The organism is Streptomyces sp. ATCC 21386 (genome assembly GCF_018728545.1).
GTDB lineage: Bacteria > Actinomycetota > Actinomycetes > Streptomycetales > Streptomycetaceae > Streptomyces.
The window spans coordinates 372,278-398,239 of record NZ_JAAVVL010000001.1 but is presented as its reverse complement, the minus strand read 5'-3'; the positions used below and the strand labels follow the sequence as shown (position 1 = coordinate 398,239).

24 protein-coding genes are annotated in these 25,962 nt (G+C 71.9%); 8 read left to right on the top strand and 16 right to left on the bottom strand.

Translation table 11 applies throughout. From position 1 onward, the window contains the following. Positions 1-609: 609 nt before the first annotated feature. Genes GWK25_RS01855 through GWK25_RS01850 form a run of 3 tightly spaced genes read right to left on the bottom strand, consistent with a single transcriptional unit; the run spans position 610 to position 3,085 of the window. Complete coding sequence (locus tag GWK25_RS01855) at positions 610-1,677, bottom strand: aspartate-semialdehyde dehydrogenase (RefSeq protein ID WP_215448204.1); 1,068 nt, start codon at positions 1,675-1,677, stop codon at positions 610-612. Beyond that, positions 1,677-1,808: a hypothetical protein gene (locus GWK25_RS44180; protein ID WP_286014509.1), complete on the bottom strand. Its 132-nt coding sequence runs from the start codon at positions 1,806-1,808 to the stop codon at positions 1,677-1,679. Before GWK25_RS44180 ends, GWK25_RS01855 begins: the two co-directional genes overlap by 1 nt. Further along, a complete protein-coding gene (locus tag GWK25_RS01850) occupies positions 1,805-3,085 on the bottom strand; it encodes an aspartate kinase (RefSeq protein WP_215448203.1) in 1,281 nt (426 codons plus the stop codon). Before GWK25_RS01850 ends, GWK25_RS44180 begins: the two co-directional genes overlap by 4 nt. Positions 3,086-3,425: 340 nt before the next feature. Here GWK25_RS01850 and GWK25_RS01845 point away from each other — a divergent pair, with 340 nt between their 5' ends. Both GWK25_RS01845 and GWK25_RS01840 read left to right on the top strand, forming a co-directional pair. Further along, positions 3,426-4,193 carry a response regulator transcription factor gene (locus tag GWK25_RS01845; protein ID WP_308404155.1) on the top strand — a complete coding sequence of 256 codons (768 nt, stop codon included), beginning with the start codon at positions 3,426-3,428 and terminating at the stop codon, positions 4,191-4,193. Further along, positions 4,190-5,578, top strand: a complete 1,389-nt coding sequence (locus GWK25_RS01840) for a HAMP domain-containing sensor histidine kinase (protein ID WP_215448202.1) — start codon at positions 4,190-4,192, stop codon at positions 5,576-5,578. Before GWK25_RS01845 ends, GWK25_RS01840 begins: the two co-directional genes overlap by 4 nt. Positions 5,579-5,657: 79 nt before the next feature. Here the strand turns inward: GWK25_RS01840 and GWK25_RS01835 are convergent, their stop codons facing one another. From GWK25_RS01835 to GWK25_RS01815, 5 genes are all read right to left on the bottom strand, one after another. Further along, positions 5,658-6,158 (bottom strand): SgcJ/EcaC family oxidoreductase, encoded by a 501-nt coding sequence (locus tag GWK25_RS01835; RefSeq protein WP_215448201.1) that lies wholly within the window; start codon positions 6,156-6,158, stop codon positions 5,658-5,660. A 220-nt stretch (positions 6,159-6,378) separates the two neighbouring features. Further along, a complete protein-coding gene (locus tag GWK25_RS44440; RefSeq protein ID WP_215448200.1) occupies positions 6,379-8,508 on the bottom strand; it encodes a tetratricopeptide repeat protein in 2,130 nt (709 codons plus the stop codon). A 52-nt stretch (positions 8,509-8,560) separates the two neighbouring features. Continuing rightward, complete coding sequence (locus GWK25_RS01825; protein WP_215448199.1) at positions 8,561-9,139, bottom strand: Uma2 family endonuclease; 579 nt, start codon at positions 9,137-9,139, stop codon at positions 8,561-8,563. A gap of 100 nt (positions 9,140-9,239) precedes the next feature. Next, on the bottom strand, positions 9,240-10,229 hold the full coding sequence (locus GWK25_RS01820) for a hypothetical protein (protein ID WP_308404154.1): 990 nt from the start codon (positions 10,227-10,229) through the stop codon (positions 9,240-9,242). 325 nt (positions 10,230-10,554) lie between these two features. Next, on the bottom strand, positions 10,555-10,746 hold the full coding sequence (locus GWK25_RS01815; RefSeq protein ID WP_192362527.1) for a DUF397 domain-containing protein: 192 nt from the start codon (positions 10,744-10,746) through the stop codon (positions 10,555-10,557). A gap of 225 nt (positions 10,747-10,971) precedes the next feature. Between GWK25_RS01815 and GWK25_RS01810 the strand changes: the two genes are divergently transcribed. Beyond that, positions 10,972-11,829, top strand: a complete 858-nt coding sequence (locus tag GWK25_RS01810) for an alpha/beta fold hydrolase (protein WP_215448197.1) — start codon at positions 10,972-10,974, stop codon at positions 11,827-11,829. Here the strand turns inward: GWK25_RS01810 and GWK25_RS01805 are convergent. The 5 genes from GWK25_RS01805 to GWK25_RS01785 form a co-directional block, all read right to left on the bottom strand. Continuing rightward, on the bottom strand, positions 11,826-12,761 hold the full coding sequence (locus GWK25_RS01805) for a M56 family metallopeptidase (RefSeq protein ID WP_215448196.1): 936 nt from the start codon (positions 12,759-12,761) through the stop codon (positions 11,826-11,828). The genes GWK25_RS01810 and GWK25_RS01805 overlap by 4 nt on opposite strands. 137 nt (positions 12,762-12,898) lie before the next feature. After that, a complete protein-coding gene (locus GWK25_RS01800; RefSeq protein WP_251828655.1) occupies positions 12,899-13,327 on the bottom strand; it encodes a hypothetical protein in 429 nt (142 codons plus the stop codon). 96 nt (positions 13,328-13,423) lie between these two features. Further along, complete coding sequence (locus tag GWK25_RS01795; protein WP_184905494.1) at positions 13,424-14,089, bottom strand: DUF5063 domain-containing protein; 666 nt, start codon at positions 14,087-14,089, stop codon at positions 13,424-13,426. Next, a complete protein-coding gene (recR, locus tag GWK25_RS01790; protein ID WP_215448195.1) occupies positions 14,082-14,681 on the bottom strand; it encodes a recombination mediator RecR in 600 nt (199 codons plus the stop codon). Before recR ends, GWK25_RS01795 begins: the two co-directional genes overlap by 8 nt. A gap of 205 nt (positions 14,682-14,886) precedes the next feature. Continuing rightward, positions 14,887-15,231 carry a YbaB/EbfC family nucleoid-associated protein gene (locus GWK25_RS01785; RefSeq protein ID WP_215448194.1) on the bottom strand — a complete coding sequence of 115 codons (345 nt, stop codon included), beginning with the start codon at positions 15,229-15,231 and terminating at the stop codon, positions 14,887-14,889. Between the two features lie 279 nt (positions 15,232-15,510). Between GWK25_RS01785 and GWK25_RS01780 the strand changes: the two genes are divergently transcribed. After that, positions 15,511-16,278, top strand: a complete 768-nt coding sequence (locus GWK25_RS01780) for an SLATT domain-containing protein (protein WP_215448193.1) — start codon at positions 15,511-15,513, stop codon at positions 16,276-16,278. A 189-nt stretch (positions 16,279-16,467) separates the two neighbouring features. Here the strand turns inward: GWK25_RS01780 and GWK25_RS01775 are convergent, their stop codons facing one another. From GWK25_RS01775 to GWK25_RS01765, 3 genes are all read right to left on the bottom strand, one after another. Next, positions 16,468-18,837 carry a serine/threonine-protein kinase gene (locus tag GWK25_RS01775; RefSeq protein ID WP_215448192.1) on the bottom strand — a complete coding sequence of 790 codons (2,370 nt, stop codon included), beginning with the start codon at positions 18,835-18,837 and terminating at the stop codon, positions 16,468-16,470. Between the two features lie 193 nt (positions 18,838-19,030). After that, positions 19,031-19,498, bottom strand: coding sequence for a MarR family winged helix-turn-helix transcriptional regulator (locus GWK25_RS01770; protein WP_215448191.1), 468 nt, complete (start codon positions 19,496-19,498; stop codon positions 19,031-19,033). Continuing rightward, positions 19,495-20,106, bottom strand: a complete 612-nt coding sequence (locus GWK25_RS01765; protein WP_215448190.1) for a DJ-1/PfpI family protein — start codon at positions 20,104-20,106, stop codon at positions 19,495-19,497. The genes GWK25_RS01770 and GWK25_RS01765 overlap by 4 nt, the downstream gene beginning before the upstream one ends. A 354-nt stretch (positions 20,107-20,460) precedes the next feature. On the opposite strand from GWK25_RS01765, the gene GWK25_RS01760 reads away from it, so the two are divergent. From GWK25_RS01760 to GWK25_RS01745, 4 genes are all read left to right on the top strand, one after another. Next, a complete protein-coding gene (locus tag GWK25_RS01760) occupies positions 20,461-21,816 on the top strand; it encodes an aspartate aminotransferase family protein (RefSeq protein WP_215448189.1) in 1,356 nt (451 codons plus the stop codon). A 165-nt stretch (positions 21,817-21,981) separates the two neighbouring features. Then, on the top strand, positions 21,982-22,680 hold the full coding sequence (locus GWK25_RS01755; RefSeq protein WP_215448188.1) for a GntR family transcriptional regulator: 699 nt from the start codon (positions 21,982-21,984) through the stop codon (positions 22,678-22,680). A 62-nt stretch (positions 22,681-22,742) separates the two neighbouring features. Further along, positions 22,743-25,199, top strand: coding sequence for a dolichyl-phosphate beta-glucosyltransferase (locus GWK25_RS01750; RefSeq protein WP_215457135.1), 2,457 nt, complete (start codon positions 22,743-22,745; stop codon positions 25,197-25,199). 98 nt (positions 25,200-25,297) lie between these two features. After that, positions 25,298-25,948 (top strand): hypothetical protein, encoded by a 651-nt coding sequence (locus tag GWK25_RS01745; protein ID WP_215448187.1) that lies wholly within the window; start codon positions 25,298-25,300, stop codon positions 25,946-25,948. Positions 25,949-25,962 lie beyond the last annotated feature (14 nt).

Sequence of the window (25,962 nt, the reverse complement as noted above, 5' to 3'; positions counted from 1 at the left end):
GACAGCGCGTCGAACGCCCTCATGCGTACCAGCTCTTCCCCTATGCCCCAAGTGGTGGCGCCCAGCCCCGCCGAAGGGCGCCCGGTAAAGACGCTCCCCGTGCGCCGCGCGGTTGCGGCGGACGGGGAGAAAAATCCTCGATCACCGGGAGGCCTGAATCAACCCGGAAATCCGGCGACGGTACGGCGGAAATCGTCCGTCCGTGGAACCGTCGACTCGAAGAACTTACACGCCACGGCTGACAAGGGCCGACGCCGCAGGAGCGGGGGGTGCGGGTTCGCCGGCGACCGCGGGCCCGGTGGGGCGTCTCGCGCAGTTCCCCGCGCCCCTGAAAAGCCGGGGCTACGCCCCACGCTTTTCATCCAACGGCCCCGCGCCTTCCAGACCCGCGGATCCGTGGTCTTCCAGACCCACAGGACCGCGATCTTCCAGACCCACACGGCGGTCTTCCAGACCCGGGACCGGTCTTTCAGGCCCGCAGCACCGCGGCCTTCCAGCCCCAGGGCCGGTCTTTCAGGCCCTCGGAGCCTGATCTTCCAGGGGCGCGGGGAACTGCGCGAGAGGCCCCGCCGGACCCGCACCCGCCCACACGACCCGCGCCCCGAGCGACTACGCGCCCTTCACCACCAGCTCAGCCACCTGAACCGCGTTCAAGGCGGAGCCCTTGCGCAGGTTGTCGCCGCAGACGAAGAGTTCCAGGGCCGTCGGGTCGTCGAGGGCCCGGCGTACGCGCCCGACCCAGGTGGGGTCCGTGCCCACCACGTCGGCCGGCGTGGGGAACTCCCCCGACCCCGGATCGTCGTAGAGGACCACCCCGGGGGCCGTGGCGAGGATCTCCCGCGCCTTGGCGACCGTGACCTCGCCCTCGAAGCGGGCGTGCAGGGTGAGGGAGTGCGCGGTGACCACCGGCACCCGTACGCAGGTCACGGCGACCGGCAGCTTCGGCATGCCGAGGATCTTGCGGGACTCGTCCCGCACCTTCATCTCCTCCGAGGACCAGCCGTCCGCGCGCAGGTCCCCGGCCCACGGCACCACGTTGAGCGCCACCGGCTCCGGGAACGGCCCCGTGTTGTCACCCACGGCCCGCCGTACGTCACCGGGGGTGGTCCCCAGCTCCGTACCGGCGACCAGGGCGATCTGCCGGCGCAGGGTGTCCACGCCGGCCCGGCCCGCGCCGCTGACCGCCTGGTACGAGGACGCCACCAGCGCGCGCAGCCCGAACTCGGCGTGCAGCGCGCCGAGCGCCACGATCATGGAGAGGGTCGTGCAGTTGGGGTTGGCGATGATCCCGCGCGGCCGGTTCCGGGCGGCGTGCGCGTTGACCTCGGGGACGACGAGGGGCACCTCCGGGTCCATCCGGAAGGCGCCCGAGTTGTCGACGACGACCGCGCCCCGGGCCGCCGCGACCGGCGCCCACTCTTCGGCGACCTCGTCCGGAACGTCGAACAGGGCGATGTCGACCCCGTCGAAGGAATCCTCCGACAAGGCCGACACCTCGACCTGCTCCCCGCGCACGGTCAGCTTGCGGCCGACCGAGCGCGGGGAGGCGAACAGACGGATCTCGCCCCAGATGTCCGCGCGGTGGGACAGGATCTGGAGCATGACGGTGCCGACGGCCCCGGTCGCGCCCACGACCGCGAGCGTCGGCCTGCCGGCGCGCCCGGCATCGACCGCCATCAGCGACCGATGCCGTGACCGCTGCGGACACCGCCACCGATGCCTACGCCGACACCGCCGCCGTACGCCTGGCACGAGCCGTCGTACGAGCGGTACGAGCCGTCGTACGCCCGGTACGAACGGACCGTCATCGTCCGGTGCCCCCGTAGACGACCGCCTCGTCGCTGTCGGAGTCGAGCCCGAAGGCGGTGTGCACGGCGCGCACGGCCTCCGGCACGTCGTCGGCGCGGGTGACGACCGAGATGCGGATCTCGGAGGTCGAGATCAGCTCGATGTTCACGCCCGCGTTCGACAGCGCCTCGAAGAAGGAGGCGGTGACGCCCGGGTTGGTCTTCATCCCCGCGCCGACCAGGGAGATCTTGCCGATCTGGTCGTCGTAGCGCAGCGAGTCGAAGCCGATGCCGGCCTTGTTCTTCTCCAGCGCGTCGATGGCCTTGCGGCCCTCGGTCTTGGGGAGGGTGAAGGAGATGTCCGTCAGCCCGGTCGTCACGGCGGAGACGTTCTGCACCACCATGTCGATGTTGACCTCGGCGTCCGCGATGGCGCGGAAGATCGCGGCGGCCTCGCCCGGCTTGTCCGGGACGCCGACGACCGTGACCTTGGCCTCGGAGACGTCGTGGGCGACTCCGGAGATGATGGCGTGCTCCACCTTGTGGTCCCCTTGCGACTCTGGCTTCTCGTTGCTGACCCAGGTGCCCGGCAGTCCGGAGAAGGACGAGCGGACGTGGATCGGGATGTTGTAGCGGCGGGCGTACTCGACACAGCGGTGGAGCAGCACCTTCGAACCGGACGAGGCCAGTTCGAGCATGTCCTCGGAGGAGATCCAGTCGATCTTCCGGGCCTTCTTCACGACCCGCGGGTCGGCGGTGAAGACGCCGTCGACGTCGGTGTAGATCTCACAGACCTCGGCGTCCAGCGCGGCGGCCAGCGCGACGGCGGTCGTGTCCGACCCGCCGCGGCCGAGGGTGGTGATGTCCTTCTTGTCCGCGCTGACACCCTGGAAGCCGGCGACGATGGCGATGTTGCCCTCGTCCAGCGCGGTCCGGATGCGGCCGGGCGTGACGTCGATGATCCGGGCTTTGTTGTGGACCGAGTCGGTGATGACGCCTGCCTGGCTGCCGGTGAACGACTGGGCCTCGTGACCCAGGTTTTTGATCGCCATGGCCAGCAGCGCCATGGAGATACGCTCTCCGGCGGTCAGCAGCATGTCGAACTCACGCCCGGCAGGCATCGGTGACACCTGCTCGGCGAGATCGATCAGCTCGTCCGTCGTGTCGCCCATCGCGGAAACGACGACGACCACCTGGTGGCCGTTCTTCTTCGCTTCCACGATCCGCTTGGCGACGCGCTTGATGCCCTCGGCATCGGCTACGGAGGAGCCTCCGTACTTCTGCACGACAAGGCCCACGTGCGCTCCTCGCTCCGTTTCAGTCCCTTATCCGCACATACACACGCACTCACACGTGCTGCGGCGGTCGGCTCAGTCTATCGAGCGGTCGAATATCCCTTCCCTGGTACCGCATGGTGAGATGTCCCGCTCACCCTTTGATCACCTGGGTTTTCTCCGGGCCGTCCACCGGTTTCACCCGGCTTCTCGCCCGGAGCCTCGACCGCTCCGGGAACGTCCCTGCCCAGGTCGTCGCCGAACAGTCGGCGCGGACGGCGAAAAGTGCCTGGAGTCACACCCCTGGCCGCCGAGGGCCCTTCCGCCGACGGAACCGCAACTTTCAAGCACTAAGGTCATGGCCGTGCGCGTACTTCTGGTGGAAGACGACGAGCCGGTCGCCGAGTCCCTGCGACGAGGGCTCCTGCGGTACGGCTTCGAGGTGCGGTGGGTCAGCACGGGCGGGGCCGCGCTGTCGTACGACGGCCCGTACGACGTCGTCCTCCTGGACCTCGGACTGCCCGACACCGACGGCCTCGACGTCTGCAAGGCGCTGCGGGACCGCAGCCAGGTGCCGATCATCGTGATCAGCGCCCGCAGCGACGAGACGGACCGGGTGGTCGGGCTGGAGCTGGGCGCCGACGACTACGTCTCCAAGCCGTTCGGCGTGCGCGAGGTGATCGCCCGGATAAGGGCGGTGATGCGCCGGGTGCAGCCGCGCGCCGCCGACACGCCCGCCGCCGGCCCCGACCGCTACGGCCCCCGACTCACCGTCGACCGCAAGGCCGCGCGCGTCCACCTGGACGGCACGGAGGTGGCGCTGGCCCCCAAGGAGTACGACCTCCTCGCCTTCCTCACCGAGGAGCCGGGTGCCCTGATGTCGCGCGAGCAGATCATGGAAGCGGTCTGGGACGCGAACTGGTTCGGCCCGACGAAGACGCTCGACGTCCATGTGGCCGCGCTGCGGCGCAAGCTCGCCGGGGCGATCACCATCGAGGCCGTGCGGGGCGTGGGGTTCCGGCTCATCGTGAGCGAGGGCGCGACGGCCGTCGGCGGTGACGGCTCGGGCGGCACCAGCGGTGACGGCACCAGCGGTGACGGCACCGGCGGTGAGGGCTCGGGCGCGTCATGATCCGTCAGCTCATCCGCAGCTACGTGCTCCTCGTGGCTGTGGCGATCGCCCTGTTCACCGTGCCGGTGGCGTTCACGCTCACGGATCAGCTGCGGGGGGACACCGGCCAGGCGCTCAAGCGCGACGCCGAGACCATGGCCCAGCTGCTGGGGTCCGGTGACTCCGCGTCCTGCGCGGCCCTGGCGAAGATGGCGGGCGCCTATCCGCCCGACGAGGAGGAGGTCGAGGTCACCGCGACCAACCGGTGTGCGCGGGAGGGGCTGGAGGAACCCACGGAGGACGCGGCGCTGACCGAGGCCCTGGAGCACGGCAGGAGCACCGTCGACTGGGGCTCCGACTTCATCTGGGGCGACAACCTCGTGGTCACCGTCCCCGCCTTCGAGCGCTCACCGGACGGGAGGACCGAGACGGACGGCGTCGTCGGCGCCGTCCGTATCAAGTTCGCCACCGATGACCTCACGGCCCGGCTCTGGCAGATCTGGGGTTTCCGGGCGGCGCTGGCCGTCCTGGTACTCCTGGCGGCGGCGATCATCGGCGTGTTCGCCGCCCGGCGCCTGACCGCCCCGCTGCGCCAGCTGAACGAGATGGCCAGCAAGATGAGCGACGGTGATCTCACGGCCCGCTCCCCCGTGACGGGCCCCCAGGAGACACAGACCCTGGCGCGGACACTGAACCAGGCGGGCGAACGCCTGGACACACTGATCGCCTCGCAGCGGATCTTCGTCGCCGACGCCTCCCACCAACTCCGCACCCCCCTCACGGCGTTGCGGCTGTCCCTGGACAACATCGCGGACGGGGTGGACGACGAGTTCGTCCGGGAGGACGTGGAGCAGGCCACCGCCGAGGTGGTCCGGATGAGTCGCCTGGTCAACGGCCTGCTGGTACTGGCGCGGGCGGAGTCCAAGGTGACGGTGGCGGAACCGCTGTCCCTCCGGGAGATCATCCAGGAACGGCTCGACGTGTGGAGACCGGCCGCCGACGAGCGCGGAGTCACCATCACGCTCAGGGGGAGTGCCGACGGCCGGCCGCTTGTGCTGGCCAGTCCCGGCCATCTGGACCAGGTCCTGGACAACGTGCTCTCCAACGCCCTGGAGGTCTCGCCGGACGGTGCGACGATCACGGTCTCGGTGGAGACCCGGGGCGACGAGGTGGTGCTGTCGGTGCTGGACGAAGGGCCCGGTATGTCGGACGCCGAGAAGTCCCGCGCCTTCGACCGCTTCTGGCGCGGTCAGGGCCTCACCGGGAAGTCCGGTTCGGGCCTCGGTCTCGCCGTCGTCAAGCAACTCGTCACCGACGACAACGGGACCGTGGCCCTCAAGGACGCGCCCGGGGGCGGGTTGTGCGTCGCGCTCACGCTGCGCGCGGCGCGGCACGGGGGTGGCTGAGCCGGGAGAGGTGGCTCAGCCGGCCTCGGGTGGCTGAGCCGGGGGGTGGGTGCTCAGTCACGCTCGCGAGGACGGGTGCTCAGCCCTCGGGCATCGCCGACGAGTGGTGGTTCACGATCTTCCACACACCGTTCCGCTTCTCGTACTCGTAGGTGTAACGAGCCTCGACCACCCGCTTCTTGCCGGTCTTCGGGTCGGTGAGCGTGAAGGCGTAGGAGCCGGTGTCGATCGCGGAGTTGCCGTCCAGGACGTTGATGATCGTCTTGGTCTTCTTGCCGACCGGCTTGTTCTCCAGGAAGTGGTCGAAGTAGTCGACGATGCCGGCGCGGTTCGTGCGGATCTTGTTGGAGACGGTCGGCAGGAGGACCGCGTCCTTCGCGTAGCGGTCCGCGACCTTCTTGGAGTCACCGGTCTGCAGCGCCTTGTTCCAGCCGTCGAAGAGCGCCGCGATCTCCTTCTTGGAGGGTTTCTTCGGCGCGGCCTCGGCCCCGGCCATGCCGACACCGGCGGTGACCGTGCCGGCGGTGACCAGAGCGGTGGCGGTGACGATGGCGGCGCGTATCCGGTTCTTGCGGGTCATCGCGATCTCCTGTGCGGGTGTGGGGTGTTACTGCCTCCGCCTCGTGTGCGGTGGAAGTGACTCCAGATTCGCGTGACGCCGGTTAGGGGCCGTGCAGTGGACGTACAGGCCGCGGGCAAGGTTCGTACAGCATGTCCGGGAGGAACGGAACAGCGGTCGGCGCCGGGCGATCGGCGCAGGGGTCGGCCGCAGGTGGAGCGGCGTGAGGGCCGGACCGACGTCAGTCGGCGTCGTCCGGCGCGGGGGCGGCGGCAGCGAGGCGGCGCACGTTCCTGCCGATCTTCGAGTCGCCCAGCGACCGCAGGGAATCCTCGTTCACCCCGGCCGCCAACTCCTCGGCGTGTGCGTGCCGCCCTGCCCGGCGCAGCAGGACGACGTGGTAGGCGCGGACGAGGAGGGTAACGGGTGAGACGTCCCCCAGATCCCGGCGGGCCAGATCGACGGCCCGTGCCGACAGGTCGACGGCCCGTTGCCGGTCACCGCTCTCGGAGGCTGTCCGCGCCCGGTCCAGCAGCCACAGGGGGTCCTCCGGGTCGTCGTCCGTGGATCCGCTGAGGGACCACGCCTGGCGCCGCTCCGGCTCGGCGGGGGACTGCGCCGACGGCGTCCCGTTCGGCGCGCCCGGCGTGTTCTCGTCGGGCCGACGGTCCGCGCCCAGGGCCCACCGCGCCTGCGGGGCGTGCGCGAAGGTCGCCCCGAGCGCGTGCGCCCGGTCCTCCGCCTCCTCCAACGCGTCGGACAACTCGCTCCGCGCCCGGACCGTGTCCGGGTGGTCCGGGCCGAACAGACGCTCGCAGTCGGCCAGGATACGGAGCCTCAGGTCCAGGGCCCGGTCGACGTCCCCGGTCATCAGACAGCTCTCGGCCAGGGCCTCCCGAGCGAACTTGACGCCCTCGTCGTCGGGGTCGAGGGCGCGCAGCGCGGCCGCGAGCCCTCGCTCGCACAACGCCACGGCACGCGGACCGGGTTCGTTGACGACGAGCAGCAGACCGGCGCTGGTGAACAGGGTCGCGGTGTCCGGCGTGTCCTCCTCCTGCGGATACCGTGCCGCGAAGGCCTCCACGTGCGTCGCCCACACCCGTCCCTCGGGCCGGAGCACGGACCTCATGCCGGTGTCGTCCCCGTCCTGCCACCTCGGTTCGGCCAGGACCAGCACCTGGACGGCGACTCGACGACCGCCGGCGGTGTGGGCCTCGATCCGATGAGGGTCGCCGGGGTCGGTCGTCCGGGTCACGGCCTGCACCAACCGGTGCACCGAGATCGTCCCGTCCCCCAGGGTGATCATGCTGTGCGCGGCCAGCCGTCTGATCGCCTCGGTCGCCTCCAGCGGGTCACCCGGGAGTTCGACGTACCCGCGCGGAACGCCCTCCGAGCCCAGCCACGCGAGGATGTGCAGCAGCATCAGCGCCTTCGGCGTGTCCGCGAGCCGGTCCAGGGTCACGCGCCAGACCCGGGCGACAGTCCGCTCCGCGTCACCGCCCTCGGGGCCCGAGGCGTACAGGCTCGCGGGGCGCCGCGCGAGGAGGTCCCGGTACGCCCTGGGCGTGATCCCGGCCTCGCGGCAGTACGCGGCGGCCTGGTCGATGGCCAGGGGCAGACACCCCAGCTCGGCACAGAGTTCCTCGACGCCGTCCGTCGAGCCTTCGTAGATGGTCGTGAACAGTTCCACGGCTTCGTCGGGTGCGAGCACATCCAGGTCCAGCGTGCGCGCGATCCCTCGCCAACTCGTCGGCCCCCTCCGTGTGGTGATCAGGAAGCGGCCTCTCGGAGCCCGATCCAGCAGAGTCCTCACATCGGCAGGGTCGTCGACGTTGTCCAGGACGAGGAGCCAGCCGTCGTGGGCGGAGAGCCACTGGAGCGTGCGTTCCCGGAGGGCCACGTCGGGGAGGGTGCCGGCCAGCGCGGGTGTCAGGGCCCGGCCGAGATCGGCGAGCCCCGCGTCCAGTTGGGCCCGGGACTCGGCGGCGATCCACCAGACGGGGTTGACGTCGGCGCCCCGCCCGGCGGCCCACCGCGCCGCCAGCGTCGACTTGCCGACCCCGCCGAGCCCGTGCACGGTGTGCACCACGACCCCACCGGGCGCCTCGAACGCCTCGTCCAGGAGCGCGAGTTCACGCTCCCGCCCCACGAAATGCCCGGTCCGCCCGGGCAGATATCTCACGGGCCACATCACATCCCCGACCGTGAGCGCCTCGGCGGGCAGGACGGTGCCCTGTTCGACCTGGACCTGGGTGGCGAAATCACCGGTGGCCACCTGCCGGATATCCCGTCCGGCCGCGACGGCCCGCTCCCCGGACGCCTCCACCGAACGCCCGCCGGACGCCTCGTCCCCCGCCGACGCGTCTCTCACCGTTCGTCCCCCTCCCACACGACCCGTGAGACCCATCATGGCGGGGAGACGGTCAATCCACGTACTCCTTGAGGTGCTCGGTGTCGAGGCTGATGTTCACCGGGTCGGGCAGCTTGACCATGGCCCCGAAGGCGAACTTCTCCTCGTGCCGGTAACGCCCGCCCTCCGGCTGGTTGAACACGACGACCGAGCCGTCGTCGCGGTCGATGAGGAGGTAGACGGGGATGCCCGCGGCGGCGTAGCCGTCGGGCTTCTCGATCCTGTCTCGCTGGTTCGTGTCGGAGTCGTACGACGTGACCTCCACCGCCATCAGGGCACCGCCGCTCTCCGACCACTCCCCATGCCCTTTGAGACCCCCCACCGGCACGAGAACGCCGTCCGCGCGAGCACGCCCCTTGCGGTAACGCTCCGTCTTCAGACCGCTCTCCGCGTGGAGCCACAGGTCAGGGCGATGCTGCATGCACACCCGTTGCAGCCACGCGATCATCTCGCGATGGTTGCCGTCCGCCATGGGCTTGACCACGACCTTTCCGTTGATGAACTCCAGCCACACGGTCTCCGGGGCATGGCGTTCCAGCTCCTCGAACTCCTCGACGGACATCTGCGGCCGGTGCTCGGTCCTGGGGGTCATGGCGTCGCCTCCTCGACTCCATGGTGCCCTGACCGGCACGTCCTGGACGCTCATACGCCCCTCCCGTCCGCCGGGTCGCCGGCGAGATCCCTCCGGGTCATCACTTCCAGCGCCCCAGACGGCCCGCCCGGCGCAGCTCGTCCACCCGGGCCGTGACGTCCACGACCTCGTCGGCGCCGGGCAGACCACCGGCACGCGGGGCGGGGAGGAAGGTGTCCGGGACCGGCGTGTCCACCGACATCGGCCCGTCCGCCTCGATCTCGGCAAGACACTCGGGGCACAGCCCGTGCACGATCTCGACGGTCCGCTCGTCCGCGTCGCAGAGACCACAGGCCATGATCACGCGGGTCACACGAGCGCGCCGGGCCGCCTTCTGTCGCAGCTTGGCCTTCTTGGGACGCGGCGACGGGGTAGGGGGCATCTTCTGCTCCAATCGTTTGCGGGCGAATCCGCCCGGGTTGGTGACTTCCGACGGCAACCCGTCGGTCAGCGCCGTGGTGACGTCCTGCGGCGTCGCCCCTCGCGACAGCCACTGCGTGACCAGGGATTCGAGGGAGAGGCAGTCGGCTTCGGACAGCGGCATACGGGGATCGACGGAACGGATGTCGGCGAGGGTCTGGTACGCGGTGCTGGGCGCGTCCCCCGGAGCCGGGCTCGGGGCGATGCTTGGAGTCGGGGCCGGGGTCGGAGCCAGCTCTTCGGGGGTCTCGTCGGCGGGCTCGCCCTCCTCGACCCGGGCCAGCCCGGACCGGTAGTGCTCCGTGACGTCCCTGCCGTGGCGCTTCCGCGCGAACTCCGCCCACCACTCCACGGACCTGGGCGTGCGCGACCAGTACGTCCGCGTCACCCACCGCATGGAGCCTTCCTCGACGGTGATGTGCTCCCTGATCCAGCGCAGATGCCCGGCGCGCACGAGGCGGCCCGCCGACGTACGCACGGCTTGCTGGCCGTAGTGAGGGTGTTCTGCCGCGATCACCTTGTGGCCCATCGCGTGGCCGTCCTCAAGGTGGTCGATGAAGATGGCGATCTCGGCGTCGCGGGGGCTCAGGTGTGCGAAGTTCGGATCCGCGTGCGGGTCTTCGTCACCCACGGAGCGTTTTCCGTAACCCGTCTTGGCCATCGGGTGGGACGGGGAAGGCAGGGCAGCACTAGGCTGGGCGTAAGCCACGATCGAGTCGCTTTCGATCCGTAGGTCTAGGCCCTGGCACTGGTGTTGGCGCACCGGCCGGGGCCGATCTATGTGGTCAGATGCCGCGAACCTAGAGCGGCTTCACGTTCCGAAGCAAGTCGATCACGGAACGTCACCCTTTCGAGTTACGCCCCTTCAACTCACGTACGAGCTTGGTTGGTTGGGTTGGTTTTCAAGTCTTTCCCAGAGTCTTGGAAACCCATGGGAAGAGCTCGGGTCCCGGGGCTCAAGCTCCGGGCTGACCTGCAGCGATGAAGGCGGCCCAGGCGGGGGCGGGGAGGGTGAGGGTGGGACCGGTGGGGTTCTTCGAGTCGCGAACGTGGACCGTCAGGCGCGCGTGGGACAGAGCGACTTCGACGCAGTCGCCGCCCTCGTTGTCGCTGTGGCTCGACTTGAACCACGCCAGCTGATCACTCATCACTCGTCCACCATCCGCTCGATGAAACGGGCCGATTCAGCGAGGCTGAGGGCCTGCGCGCGGATCACGCTAAGCCACATGCGCCGGATCACGTACGTCGGCATCCCCGCCCTCGACGGCAACACGTATCCGCTGCGCTGGTACTCCGAGCCCAAGTTCCGTACGTGGAACCGGAGTCGTTGCTGACCGCTGTGACGGCGACGTTCCGTGGGGTAACCGACAGCCATGAGCGAAGTGCTGCTGACTGAGACTTTCCGTAGTGCGTCGGGGGCCGTGCGGTGGGGCACGATCGGGGAGGCCGGGCAGGAACCGGTCGTGCTCTGCCACGGCACCCCCTTCTCCTCCTACGTCTGGCGCGGCATCGCCCAGGCGCTGGCCGACACCGACCGGTACCAGGTGTTCGTGTGGGACATGCCCGGGTACGGCGAGTCGGACATGCACGCCGGTCAGGACGTGTCCCTGGCCGCGCAGGGACGGGTCTTCGCCGAGCTGCTGGCGCACTGGGGGCCGGACGAGCCCTTCGTGGTCGCGCACGACTTCGGCGGGGCGGTGTCCCTGCGGGCCCATCTGCTGCACGGGGCCCGCTACCGCGCGCTCGCCCTCGTGGACCCCGTGGCGCTCGCCCCGTGGGGTTCCCCCTCCTTCCGGCTGCTCGGCCGGCACGCGGAGGTGTTCGAGCAGCTGCCGCCCGCGCTGCACCGGGCCCTCGTACGGGAGTACGTCAGCTCCGCCAGCGGGCCGGGGCTGCACCCCACCGTCCTCGACCGGCTCGTCGAGCCGTGGCTCGGCGAACACGGGCAGCCCGCCTTCTACCGGCAGATCGCCCAGGCGGACCAAGCCCACACCGACGAGATCCAGGACCGGTACGGGCACATCGGCATCCCGGCGCTGGTGTGCTGGGGCGAGGAAGACGCCTGGATCCCGCTGGCGAAGGGACGCGAACTGGCCGACCGTATCCCGGGGGCACGGTTCGAGCCGATCTCGGGCGCCGGGCACCTCGTCCAGGAGGACACCCCCGCCGAACTCACCGCCGTATTGATGGATTTCCTGCAGGAGCAGTCGGCCGACCAGGCGGACGGCTAGAGCGTCCCCAGCGCCGGAGCGAACGCGATGAGGAGGGGGAGCAGGGCCAGGAGCCCGGCGGCCGTGGTGGTGGCCGCGCGGCGGACGCGGTCGAGGCGGGGCGGCGGCTCCAGCAGCCGCTCCACCCGGTCGCCCAGCAGACGGCGGGTGCTGGAGCAGCTCAACACGCCCCGGTGCTGGTTGAGTTCGATGAGGGCGAGGGCCGTGGTGAGGTGACCGCAGCGGCGCGATGCCGTGTCGTCGGCGGCGAGTTCGACGAGCCGGTGGGTCTGGTCGGCGAAGTGGGCGAAGAGGGGGATGCGCGGGAAGCCCGTGGCGAGGGCGGTGGAGAGGTGGAGCAGCCAGTCGTGACGGGCACGGGCGTGACCCAGTTCATGGGCGAGCACGGCGTCGAGCTGACGGTCGCTCAGCTTGCTCAACGCACCCGTGGTGACGACCAGTTGGGGCGGGGCACCCGGCATGAGCCACGCGTCGGGGTACTCGTCCTCCAGCACCAGCAGCGGCCCCTTCGCCTGCGGCAGGCCGGCCGGGAGATCGGGGGCCCGCTCCCGCAGGTGCGCACGGCGCAGCCGCCGCCGGCGCCGGGCCTCGACCAGCTCCCGGGCCAGCATCGCACCGCTCCAGGCCGCCCCCAGGGCCAGCACCAGCGTCAGTACGGCCGTCCAGGGCGGCGCCGCCGTGAGGTCGTACGCGGCGGTCACGGCCGGAGGCGCGGGGGCGAAGGCATGCGTCCGAACCGTCTCGAACACCGCCGCCGCGCCCAGCACGAGCGCCGCGAGACAGCTCAGCAGCGCCGCCGCCACCAGGCACTGCCACGTCCACAGCGCGACCACGGGTTCCCGCTCGGGCCACCTCGCCTTCCCCAGGGCACGGGGGCCCAGCACGGCGGCGGTCAGGGCCACGGCGGTGAGAAGGAGCAGGAGAGCGGTCACGTCACTGGGTCCGGTTCCTGGTCGGGGACGGGCGGGCCGTACACGAGCTGGGTGGTGCGCGGCTTCCACGGCCGGGGGACACGCTACCGGTGCGCGGGGCGGATGCCAGCCCCCAAGCGTTGCCGGTCCGCCGACGGTCAAGTGCCTGTCGACGCCGATCCGATGTCGCCGCCCGCCGCGATGGAACCACGGCCGGAAGCGGTCACGTCCGCGCCCGGCCCAGGGGTGCCGGAGGAGGGCGGGGCGGGGGCGGGCGAGGGTTGCTGCGGGGCGGTACCGCCGGTGGAGGCCGAGCCGATGCCGCCTCCGGCGGCGATCGCACCGGTACCGGACGCCTCGACCTTCCGCGGCGGGGGCGCGGGGGTGGGCGGGGCCGGCGGCGGCGCGGACGAGCCGCCGAACTGGGCGATGGCGGCGAGGACGAGGCCGACCACGCCCGCGGACCCACCGGCCACGCTCGCGATCTGATCGGCCGATCCCAGATCGACGAAGGCGAACCCGGCCAGCGTGACCACGCCCGCCCCCGCGATCCCCAGCCCGGCCCAAGCCCACGGCTTCAATGTCATGGGGGCATTGTGGCGAACGGCGGGTCGAAGGGGGAACCACCTGGCTCCCCCGGCCCCTGAGGCGGGCGAGCCTTGCAGCGGGCGGGGGCGGTGGGGCTACTTGACCTTGCGGCCCAACCCCAGCGGCCCCGCGATCTCCTCCGCCATGACCTTGCCCGCCTCGAACTCCAGGGTCTCGTCGCCCATCAGTTCCTGGTCGGTGTCGAGACCGTCCAGCTCGGCGAGGGGCTGGTTCAGGCGGACGTGCGCCACGAGGGACTGCAGGGCCCGCAGGGTCGCCGACGCCGTGGAGCCCCAGTTGGAGAAGTAGGAGAACTGCCACCACCACAGCGCCTCGGTGGTGCGGCCCGCGCGGTAGTGGACCATGCCGTGACGCAGGTCGGCGATGACGTCGGCGAGGTCGTCGGAGATCCGGGCCGGGACCGGCGCCTTGCGGGGCTCGTAGGGGTCGAAGACCTCGGAGTAGACGTCGACCGGGTCGAGCATCAGGGCGAGGCGTTCGCGCAGCTCGTCCACGTCCGGCTCGAAACCGGGGTCGGGCTCGTAGCGCTCGTCGGGCACGATGTCCTCGTGCGCGCCGAGGCGACCGCCGGCCAGCAGCAGCTGGGAGACCTCCAGCAGCAGGAACGGGACGGCGGAGTCCGGCTCGTCGCCCTTGGCCACCTCGGTGACCGCGACGAGGAAACTCTCGATCTGGTCCGCGATCTGAACCGCGAAGTCGTCCGGGTTCAGGTCCGTCGCGTGCAGCGTGGCGTCAGACATCCAGCAATCGTCTCCCCTCGAAGGCGCGGCCGAGGGTCACCTCGTCCGCGTATTCCAGGTCGCCGCCCACCGGGAGGCCGCTGGCCAGGCGGGTGACCTTGAGGCCCATGGGTTTGATCATGCGGGCGAGGTACGTGGCCGTGGCCTCGCCTTCCAGGTTCGGGTCCGTGGCCAGGATCAGCTCGGTGACCGTGCCGTCGGCCAGGCGGGCCAGCAGCTCCCGTATGCGCAGGTCGTCCGGGCCGACGCCCTCGATCGGGCTGATCGCGCCGCCGAGGACGTGGTACTTGCCCCGGAACTCGCGGGTGCGCTCGATCGCGACGACGTCCTTCGGTTCCTCCACGACACAGATGACGGCCAGGTCGCGGCGCGGGTCGCGGCAGATGTGGCACAGCTCCTCCTGCGCCACGTTGCCGCAGGTCGCGCAGAAACGGACCTTCGCCTTCACTTCGAGGAGGGCCTGCGCGAGCCGTCGTACGTCCGTGGGCTCCGCCTGCAGGATGTGGAAGGCGATCCGCTGCGCGCTCTTGGGACCGACGCCGGGCAGCCGCCCCAGCTCGTCGATGAGGTCCTGGACCACGCCTTCGTACACGGACTGCCGTCCTTCCTGGTGTCTTTCAGTACGTACCGTAGTCGGCCGCCGCCGCTCCGAGGAAGGCGGTACCGGACACGGATGGGCTCGCCGGGGGGTTGCGGGCGAGTTCTGCGGAGTTCGGAGGTGTCGGGAGGAGTTCGGCGGAAAGGTCGCGCCGGGGGCGCGGAGAGGGGTGGGCGGGGGGGCGGCCGAGGAGCCCGGCTCAGAAGGGCAGGCCGGGGATGCCCGAACCGCCGCCGAGGCCCTGGGCGAGGGGGCCCAGTTTCTGCTGCTGGAGGGTCTGGGCGTTCTCGTTGGCCGCCTGGACGGCCGCGACGATCAGGTCGGCGAGGGTCTCGGTGTCCTCCGGGTCCACCGCCTTGGGGTCGATCTTCAGGGCGCGCAGTTCGCCGGAGCCGTTGACGGTGGCCCGCACCAGGCCGCCGCCCGCCTGACCGTCGACCTCCGTGCGCGCGAGCTCCTCCTGTGCCCTCGCCAGGTCCTGCTGCATCTTCTGGGCCTGCTGGAGCAGCTGCTGCATGTTGGGCTGGCCACCACCGGGGATCACGTTCAGCTCCCTCGCACGAGTACTTGCGGAGGCCCGCGGGGACGGTTCTACGGACGCCCCCGGGGACCTTCTTGCGGTCGCAACGAGCCTACGTGGTCGGCACGGCCTCTGCCGCGCCACTCTTTCGAGTGAGTCGGCGGGGATTCGTATATCCGATCAAGGGCATCTTCCAGGGGATAAGCGGCGAAAACACCATCTTCGCCACCCATTGGGCGGTAGGAAGGGGTCCGGCCGCGTCAGGGTGGTGCGTGAGCGCCGTACGTACGTAGGGAGTGCCGGGTGAGCCAGCCGGAGATGCAGCCCGAGGGGGGACCCCAGGACGGGCGGGGTGAGGGGTCCGGGCTGTGGGCGGAGCCGTGGACGGCCGCGACCGGACCGTGGGTGGGGGAACTGGCCGGACGGCCGTTCCCGCAGGGGGACTGGGGGGCGCCGGCGGAGCGGCTGGAGGAGCTGTACCAGTGGGTCGAGCGGGCGGCGCTGGAGACCGCGTCGTGGTATCTCGCGGACCGGGTGTGGAAACGCCTCGCGGCACGGGTGCTGCGGGTCGGGGCGGCGACGGGCGCGCTCGTCGGGGCCGCGCTGCCGTTGCTCGACCTCACCGGGGCGGTGGGCGGAGCGGCCCCCTGGGGGTATCTCGCGCTGCTGTCCTGTGTGGCGTGCGTGGCGGTGGATCGGTTCTTCGGGGTCACCTCCGGGTGGATGCGGGACGTCGCCACGGCCCAGGCGGTGCAGCGGCGGTTGCAGATGCTGCGGTTCGACTGGGCGTCGGAGAGCGCGCGGGAGGTGCTGGGGCCGGCGGAGGGGACGGCCGGGGAGGCCGCCGAGCGGTGTCTCGGGGTGCTGCGGCGGTTCTCCGAGGACATCACGGAGCTGGTGCGGGCCGAGACGGTGGACTGGATGGTGGAGTTCCGGGCGGGGGCGGCGCCGTCGGGGTTGCGGGTGGAGGGATCCGTGGGGCGGCCGGAGGGGGTGGCGAACGGGCGGGTGCCGTTGCCTCCGGGTGCTCGGCCGAACATGCCACGACAGCGGCCGCCGGAGGCTCGGTAGGGGCGGCGGGGGTGAGCAAACCCCTACCCGCCTGGGCTGAACCCCTTCGGCCCCCGTCCGCGGGTCCGTGGGGGCTGGTCGCGCAGTTCCCCGCGCCCCTGAAAAGAGCGGGGCTGCGCCCCGGGGTTTCAGGCCCGCACGGCCCTGAAACCCCACCGAGCCCGCACCCGCCGACGCACCCCGAACCTCTCAGCCGGCCTTGGAGTACGTCACCGACTTGCCCGCCGTGTCGACGCGCCGCAACTGTCCGTCGGGCAGGAGGGTGACGGTCGTGGCGGCGCCGGGGGAACAGGACTCGGCCGGTTCACCGGTGGTGACGGTGGAGGGGCCGATCTGCAGCGGACCGTCGTCGTCCGGTTCGTCCGTCAGCGCCGCCTCGAACACGCAGTGGTACGTTCCGCCGCCTTCGAGCGGGCCGTCCGCCGTGAGCGAGAGCACCGTGTCGCCCACCTCGCCCTGCTGGATGACGAGTTGGCGGGTGTCCGCGCCGTCGGAGCCGTCGAGGGTGGCGTTCCAGGTGCCGAGGAAGTCCGCCGGGATCGTGCCGGCGTCCGGCGACTCGGTGGTCGGGTCCGGCGAGGTCACGGGGTCCGTGGGCTCGTCGGCCGTCGGCCCCGGCGTCTCGGGCCCGCTCGTCTTCGTACCACCCTTGGCGTCGTCCTCCTCGCCGTCGCCGCCCTTCTTCATCAGCGTGTACACCGAGCCGCCCGCCCCGAGGGCGACCACCAGCGCGACGGCGACGAGCAGCACGGAGCCGCGTCTGCTCCCACGCTCCGGTTCGGGCACCGATCCGTGGAGGGGCTCCGGCCCGTACGGCGGAGTCGCGCCCAGCCCCGCCCCGTACGGGGCCTGCGGCCCGCTCTGCGGGTACCCGTATGCGGGCTGCGGGTAGCCGTAGGCGGGTCCGTGTGGGGCGGGGCGCTGGCCGTAGCCACCGGCGGGCTGCTGGGTGTACGGCTGCGGGAAGCCGTAGCCGGCGGGCGCGGGCCCCGGGTTGTAGCCACCGGGTGCCGTGGCGGGCCCGGGTGGGGCGGCCGGCGGCGTGGTCGGCAGAGGGGGCTGTACGGCGGGGGCTCCCGCGATCCGTGTCGGCATCCGGTCCAACGGCTCCCCGCCCGGCGCCCCCTGCGGAGGCGGCACGGCGCCCTCGGGCGGGGCGGCGGGGTGGTCGGCCGGAGAACCGGGGGCCCCGGGAGCTGCCGCCGCCCCAGCCGGCCCGCCCGCGTGCGGGGACGCGGAAGCACCCGACGCGGCTCCCGAACCACCGTACGGAGAATGCGGATCACCCAGCGGGTACACGGGCGGAGTCGACGGCGGCCCGGCGGCCCCGGCCGGGGTCACGGACGCGTGACCGGCCGACGGCGTACCGGCCGACGGCGACTGCTGCGCAGCGGCACCGCCCGCCAGGTTCGCGGCGGCCTCCGACGGGCTCGCCGACGGACCCGAGGGCGGAGCGGACGGTGCGGCCGCGGGCGGGGTCGACGGCGGAGTGGGGAAGCTCGGGGACTGGCGGCCCGGCGCCCCCGGGCGCGGGCCCTCGGCGAGCGCGGACGCCGAGCCGGCGGAAGCCTCTGCGGCAGGCTGCCCCGATCGACCAGATTCCCCGGGTCCCCCCGGCTGCCCCGGCTCCCCGTTCTCCTCCGGATCCTCGGCCTCCAGCAACCGCACCGCGTGCCGCCCCAGTTGGGCGACCAGCGCGCTCGGCAGCCACGGGTCGCGGGAGCGGCCGGCGAAGACCGTGTCCTCGGCGCCGGTGCGCTGGAGGATCTGGGCCAGGGTGGGACGCGCGGCGGGGTCCTTGCGCAGGCAGTCGCGGACGATGTCGTAGAGCCCCTCCGGCAGCCCGTCCAGGTCCGGTTCCTCCTGGGCGATGCGGTACATCAGCGCGTGGACACCGGAGTTGGCGGCGCCGAACGGCAGGTTGCCCGTGGCGGCGTAGGCGAGGACGGAGCCGAGGCAGAAGATGTCGCAGGCGGGGGTGACGCGGTCGCCGCGCACCTGTTCGGGCGCCATGAAACCCGGCGACCCGACGAGCGCGCCGGTGCGCGTCAGCCCGCCGTCCGTGACGGTCTCCAGCGCCCGCGCGATCCCGAAGTCGATGACGCGCGGCCCGTCGATGGTCACCAGCACGTTGGACGGCTTGAGGTCCCGGTGGATGAGCCCGGCCGCGTGGATGTCCTCCAGCGCGTGCGCGAGCCCGGCCGCGAGGATGCGTACGGATCGCTCGGGCAGCGCCCCGTGGTCACGCCCCACCACGGCCTGGAGGGAGGGCCCGGCGACATACCCGGTGGCGACCCACGGGATCCCCGCCTCGGTGTCCGCGTCCAGTACCGGCGCGGTCCAGTACCCGCCGACCTGCCGCGCGGCCCGCACCTCCTGCCGGAACCGGGCCCGGAACTCCTCCTGCTCCGCCAGCTCCTTCCGGACCAGCTTGACGGCGACGGTACGGCCCCGCTCGGACCGGGCCAGGTACACGTTCCCCATGCCGCCGGCACCCAGCCGAGCGAGCAGCCGGTACGCCCCGATCCGTTGCGGATCCCCGGGCCCGAGCTTCTCCATGGCCACCGTCCCCCCGATTCCCCGTGCCGCCCCCGCCGCGCCCGTGGACGCGTGCACGTATCCGTGTCTCCGTGTGCGTGTACGTACGGGTACGTCGGCTACGTCGGCAACCTCATCAACGTCGTCTACGTCGCGTACGTGCGCAACGGACCGATCGTAGTGCGGCAGTGCGGGGAGGCGGATGGGGCGGTGTCTACGGTTCCGTAACAGCGTCCGGGTCCGCCGCGAGGTCGTCCAGGACCGCCGACAGCCTTTCCAGCGCCCGCACGGTCGCCGCGAACTCCTCCTCCCCCAGCGCCTGGGCGAGCCGGGCGGCCAGGGCCGCGTGGCCCGGGTCGATCCGCTCGATCGCGGCGCGGCCGGCGGGGGTCGGCGTGAGGAGTTTGGCGCGACGGTGGGCCGGGTTCGGCAGGTACGCGGCGAGCCCTCGGCCGACGAGGAGATCGGCGACCCGCTGGACGCTCTGCCGGGTGATGCCCATGGCGCGGGCGACCCCGGCGACCGGCAGCGGTTCGGGCAGCACCGCGCCGAGCACCTGCCACCAGGCGGCCGTGAGCCCGGCCGGGCCCGCCAACTCGTCGGCCACGGAGAGGAACTGGCCGTTGAGGCGGAAGACGCCGAGGGCGGCGCGGCTGAGGAGGTCCTGCTGCTCGCGGCTCACCGGGCCGCCGCCTCCAGCACGGCGTAGGCCTGCGCGTCGGAGTCGTGGAAGAGGCGGTACCAGGCGTCGAGGACCTCGCCCTCGTAGACGCCGAGGAGGCGGAGGACCTCGCGGGCGAAGGCGACGGGTTCGGTGGGGCCGGCGGTGACGAGCAGCCCGGAGCCGTCGGTGACGGCGTCCGCGTCGACGTACCGCTCGGCGCCGCCGTATCCGGTGGCCGCGAGGTAGAAGGGGGCCGCGCTGGTGTGGTCCCGGTCGTCCAGCAGCCCTTCGCGGGCGAGACCGGCGGTCGCGCCGCAGATCGCGGCGACGGGCACGCCGGCCGCGAGGAACTCCCGCGCCTTCCGGGCGAACGGCGCGAGCGTGTCTCCGGTGTCCCACAGGTCGGCACCGGTGAGCACGAGCAGCGAGCTGTCCTCGGGCCGCAGCCCTTCCAGCGCGGAGTCCGGCTGGATCCGCACCCCCGCGATCGTCCGTACGGCGTCGGTCCCCTCGCCGACCGTCCGGACCTCGTACCCACCCCGAGCGAGCCACGCGGTGGCGTGCCCCGTCTCCCAGTCGGCGTAGGTGTCGTACACGGCGAGATGAACAGGCTTCCGATTACTCATGACAGCATCCTGACATTGCGACAGCATGCTGTCAATAAGGTTGAGTGCCGACTGCAGGTGAGTGGGGCTTCTCGCGCAGTTCCCCGCGCCCCTGACAGACCAGGCCCCCGGCGCCCTGAAAGGCGACCGGCGACGGGGCCTGAAAAGCACGGGGCGCAGCCCCTGCTTTTCAGGGGCGCGGGGAACCGCGCGACCAGCCCCCACCGGACGGACGCATGGGGGTCGAAGGGGCGCAGCCCCTTGAGGACGGGACGGGTAGGGGCGGAGGGGGCGACAGACTGTCGTGCCCGACCGACCCCACACAGACACAAAGCCAATGTCCCCCAGCCACCCCCCACCCCTACCCTCGCCCCCATGACCCCTCGCCCCAACCCCCGGACCGGCGCCCAGGTGAAGGCCACGGACCGCGCGCACGTCTTCCACTCCTGGTCCGCGCAGGAACTCATCGACCCCCTCCCCGTCGCCGGCGCGGAGGGCTCCTACTTCTGGGACTACGACGGCAACCGCTACCTCGACTTCACCAGCGGCCTCGTCTACACGAACATCGGCTATCAGCACCCCAAGGTCGTCGCGGCCATCCAGCAGCAGGCCGCCACGATGACGACCTTCGCCCCGGCGTTCGCGATCGAGGCCCGCTCCGAGGCCGCCCGGCTCATCGCGGAACGCACCCCCGGCGACCTGGACAAGATCTTCTTCACCAATGGCGGCGCCGACGCGGTCGAGCACGCCACCCGCATGGCCCGTCTGCACACCGGCCGCCCCAAGGTCCTCGCCGCGTACCGCTCGTACCACGGCGGCACCCAACAGGCCGTGAACCTCACGGGCGACCCCCGCCGCTGGGCCTCCGACACCGGCACGGCGGGCGTCGTGCACTTCTGGGCGCCGTTCCTCTACCGCACCCGTTTCCACGCGGAGACGGAGGAGCAGGAGTGCGCCCGCGCGCTGGAGCACCTGGAGACGACGATCACCTTCGAGGGGCCGTCGACGATCGCCGCGATCATCCTGGAGACCGTCCCGGGCACGGCCGGGATCATGGTCCCGCCGCCGGACTATCTGGCCGGGGTCAGGGAACTGTGCGACAAGTACGGGATCGTGTTCGTCCTCGACGAGGTCATGGCGGGCTTCGGGCGGACCGGCACCTGGTTCGCGGCGGACCTCTTCGACGTCGTGCCCGACCTGATGACCTTCGCCAAGGGCGTGAACTCCGGCTACGTCCCCCTCGGCGGGGTCGCCATCTCCCCCGCGATCGCCGAGACCTTCGCCCGCCGCCCCTACCCCGGCGGTCTCACGTACTCCGGCCACCCGCTGGCCTGCGCCGCCGCCGTCGCGACGATCGGCGTCATGGAGGAGGAGGGCGTCGTCACCCACGCTGCCTCCCTCGGTGCCACCCTCGTCGGGCCCGCCCTCCGCGACCTGGCCGACCGGCACCCCTCCGTGGGCGAGGTGCGCGGCACCGGCATGTTCTGGGCGCTGGAGCTGGTGCGGAACAAGGAGACCCGCGAACCCCTCGTCCCCTACAACGCCACCGGTGAGGCGAACGCCCCCATGCTCGCCTTCGGCGCGGCCGCCAAGGCGGGCGGCCTGTGGCCCTTCATCAACATGAACCGCACCCACGTCGTGCCCCCGTGCAACATCACCGAGGCCGAGGCCAAGGAGGGTCTCGCCGCCCTGGACGCGGCCCTGTCCGTGGCGGACGAGTACACCGTGTGACGCCGTGACGGGCGGCGGTGCCGGGCGGAAGGGCGAAAACCCACCCCCCGAACCCGAACGCGTAAGGTGACGTGCTCGTAAGAGAACACGAGAAGAGAACTCGGAAGAGAACTCAGAGCACGCACAGGACGCGTACGCGTACGCGGATGGGGGGCCCAGACCACGATGCCCGGCACCGGCGGCGGCAATGGCGCCGTGACCCGCAGCACACTGCGGCAGCAGCTCGCGGACGCGCTCCGTGACGAGGTGCTGGCCGGCAGACTCAAGCCCGGGCAGGAGTTCACCGTCAAGGAGATCGCCGAGCAGTACGGCGTCTCGGCGACGCCCGTGCGCGAGGCGCTGGTGGACCTGTCCGCGCAGGGGCTGCTGGACGCCGTGCAGCACCGGGGTTTCGAGGTCCGCGCGTACTCGGTGGCCGACTACCGGAACATGGTCGAGGCCCGCATCCTGGTCGCCGACGGCATGTTCCGGCGGCTCGGCGACCGCAAGGTCGACCCGCGTACGGCGGCCGCGCTCGCCGGGGTCCGGCGGCGCGGCGAGGAGGCGCGGCGGGCCGCGACCGCCGGGGACCTGGACATCCTCATCGGCTACGACCTGCGGTTCTGGCGCGAGTTGAGCGCCCTGTTCGGCAACCCGTACCTCACCGACTTCCTGCACCGGCTGCGCGTGCAGTCCTGGGTGTGCGCGGTGCAGTACCTGCGGCAGGGCAGCGACGGGACGGACGACCTCAAGGGCCGGCTGTGGGCCGACCACACCGATCTCGTCGACGCCCTCAGCCGCCGGGACGCGCAGAGCGCGCAGGAGATCATCGCCGGTTACGACGAGCAGTCCCTGATGCTTGTGGAACGACTGGCGGACGGATGAGCACGACCCCGAAAACGGGCGGCGGACGGATGGGCACGACCCCGAAAACGGGCGGCGGACGGATGGGCACGGCCCCGAAGACGGGCGGCGGGCAGCTGAGCGTCGACCTCTCCGTGGTCGTCCCCGCCTACAACGAGCAGGACCGCCTCGCCCCCACGCTCGACGCGATCATCGGTCATCTCTCGGCGACCGAGGCCGCCGCCCGCTGGGAGATCATCGTCGTCGACGACGGGTCGTCCGACGCGACGGCCGAGGTCGTGGCCGCCGTCACCGCCCGCGACGCCCGGGTGCAGCTGGTCTCCGGCGGGCCCCGCAACCGGGGCAAGGGGCACGCCCTGCGGCTCGGTGTCCTCGCCTCGCACGGCCGCCGGGTGCTGCTCACGGACGCCGATCTCTCCGCGCCCATCGACGAGTTGGAGCGGCTCGACAAGGCGCTCTCCGACGGCCACACGGCGGCGATAGGCTCGCGCGAGGCGCCCGGCGCCAGCATCGAGCGCCACCAGCACCGGCTGCGCGAGACGCTCGGCCGGGCCGGCAACTTCCTGATACGCGGCGTCGCGGTGCCCGGCATCCGCGACACCCAGTGCGGCTTCAAGCTGTTCGACGGCGACCGTGCCCGCGAGGCGTTCGCCGCCTCCCGACTCGACGGGTTCGGGATCGACGTGGAGATCCTGCGGTACTTCCACCGCAGCGGCTGGCCCGTCGCCGAGGTCCCCGTCCGCTGGTCCCACCAGCCCGGTTCGAAGATCCGCCCCAGTGACTACGCCCGGGTCCTGGGCGAACTCGCCGCCCTGCGGGCCCGTTCCGTCCGCCGGGCCGACATCCTCGCGGTGCTCGGCTTCCTCCTGATGGCGGTGACGCTCTACATCGGCCGGTGGATCGACCCGAACGGCCGCTACCTCCCCGACTCCCTCCAGGACCAGAACCAGTGGGAGTGGTTCTTCGCGGTGACGGCCGACAACCTCGTGCACTTCCGCAACCCGCTCTTCACCACCTTCCAGGGCTTCCCCGACGGCGTGAACCTGATGGCCAACACGGTCATGCTCGGCCTGTCGGTGCCCTTCGCTCCCGTCACGCTCCTCCTCGGCCCGGCGGTCTCGCTCGCCCTGGTCATGACCCTGGGCCTGGCCGCCACGGCAGCCGCCTGGTACTGGCTGATCGTCAAACGGGTCGTACGGCACCGGGGCGCGGCCTTCGCCGGAGCGGCCCTCGCCGCGTTCGCGCCGCCTATGGTCAGCCACGCCAACGCGCACCCGAACTTCGTCGTCCTGTTCATGCTCCCGCTGATCGTCGACCGGGCGCTGCGCCTGTGCACGGGCGCCCGGACCCGCCGGGACGGGATCGTGCTCGGCCTGATGGCGGCCTACCAGGTATTCCTCGGCGAGGAGCCGCTCCTCCTCGCCGCCATGGGCATGCTGCTGTTCGCCGTCGCGTACGGCCTGGTCCGCCGGGACGTGGCCCGCGACTCCTGGCGCCCGCTGCTCAAGGGCCTCGGCATCGCGGTCGTCGTGGCCCTCCCCCTGGTCACCTTCCCGCTCTCCTGGCAGTTCTTCGGCCCGCAGAGCTACGGCAACATCGCGCACGGCGCGAACTCCGGCAACAGCCCGCTCGCGCTCCTCTCCTTCGCCGAGCGCTCCCTCCTCGCGGGCGACCGCGACCGCGCGGACGCGCTCTCCCTCAACATCACCGAGCAGAACGCCTTCTACGGCTGGCCCCTGGTCCTGCTGGCCCTCGGCATCGTCGTACGGCTGTGGGAGCGCCCCCTGGTGAAGGCGCTCGCCGCCACCGCCTTCGCCGCCGCCGTGCTCTCCCTCGGCCCCGAGATCCGCCTCCCGCAGACGGACCTCGTCCTGCCCGGCCCATGGGCGCTGCTGGCCGAGAAGCCGCTCTTCGAGTCGGTCATCGAGGGCCGGGTGGCGATGATCTGCGCCCCGGTGCTGGGCATGCTGCTGGCGATCGCCTGCGAACGCCTGGCGGCGACCCCCGCCCTCGGCACGCGCTACGTCGGATTCCTTGCGGTGACCCTCGCCCTGCTGCCGATCCTCCCGGCCCCGCTGAAGTCCGTGGACCGCGCCGAGGTCCCGGCGTTCTTCGCGGACGGCACGTGGCGGTCGTACGTCGACGCCTCGGCCGGCGAGACCCTGGTGCCGGTACCCCTGCCGGACCCGGGCAACGCGGAGGCGCTGCACTGGCAGACCACGGCGGACTTCGGGTTCCGGATGCCCGGCGGCTACTTCAACGGCCCGTTCGGCGAGGACCGCGTCGGCATCTACGGTGCCGTCCCCCGCCACACCTCCAACCTGCTGCGTGACGTCCGCTACACCGGCAAGCTCCCGGTGATCGGGGAGAACTGGCAGGCGCAGGCGCGCAGGGACTTCGCGTACTGGCACGCGGGCGCGCTGGTCCTGCGCCCGCAGCCGTACGACGAGCAGCTGCGGGAGGCCGTGGACAAGCTGGTCGGCCGGCCCGGGAGGTGGGTGGCCGGAGTGTGGGTATGGGACCTGCACGAAGGGGACTGAAGACGCGTTGAGCGACTACGCTTCCCTGACCACTGTGTGCCGTACGCGAACGTATGCCTACCGTGCGTGTGCGTGCCGGATGACCGAGGAGTTCTCTTTTGGCCTGTGACCTCTGGTTGGTCCCGCTCGTCGACGTGCTGTGCCACACGCCCGACAACCCCTTCGCCGAGGAACTCGCGCTCTACAACAAGCTGCTGGGCGAGGCCGGGCTGCCACCGGTCCCCGTGTACCAGTACATGCCGGGGCTGACCGGGGAGGTCGCCCCCGTCGCGGGTTTCGACTACGACGCGCTGCATTTCCTGCGCCGCGCCTATCTGTTGCAGGCGTGCGGGCTCGCGGTGACCCCGGTGGACGCGCTGGGCGGGGACTACGAGCAGCTCCTGGAGATGTTCGAGGGCACGGCCCAGCAGTCGCACCTGGTGTGGCACTACGACCACGCGGGCGCCTACGTCCCCGTCGACTTCCCGCAGCCCCTCGCCAGCGACGAACTCCTCGCCGGCGGCGGCCCCCTGGGCTCCTCCCAGGGCCTGCTGAGGGAACTGGAGTTCGTGGCTCCGGCCATCGGCATCGACCCGGCGAACCCGCCGGCCCCGCCCGAGGCGCCGCTCGCGCCCACGGAGTTGGAGGAACCGGCCGTCCCGGCGCCCTACGACCCCAGCCCGTTCGCCCGTGAACGGCACGTCTGGCTGGGCCTGCACGCGGCGACGACCCGCAGCCTGGCACAGGGCTCGATGATCGTCTTCAGCTGAGCCCGGTTCTCGAC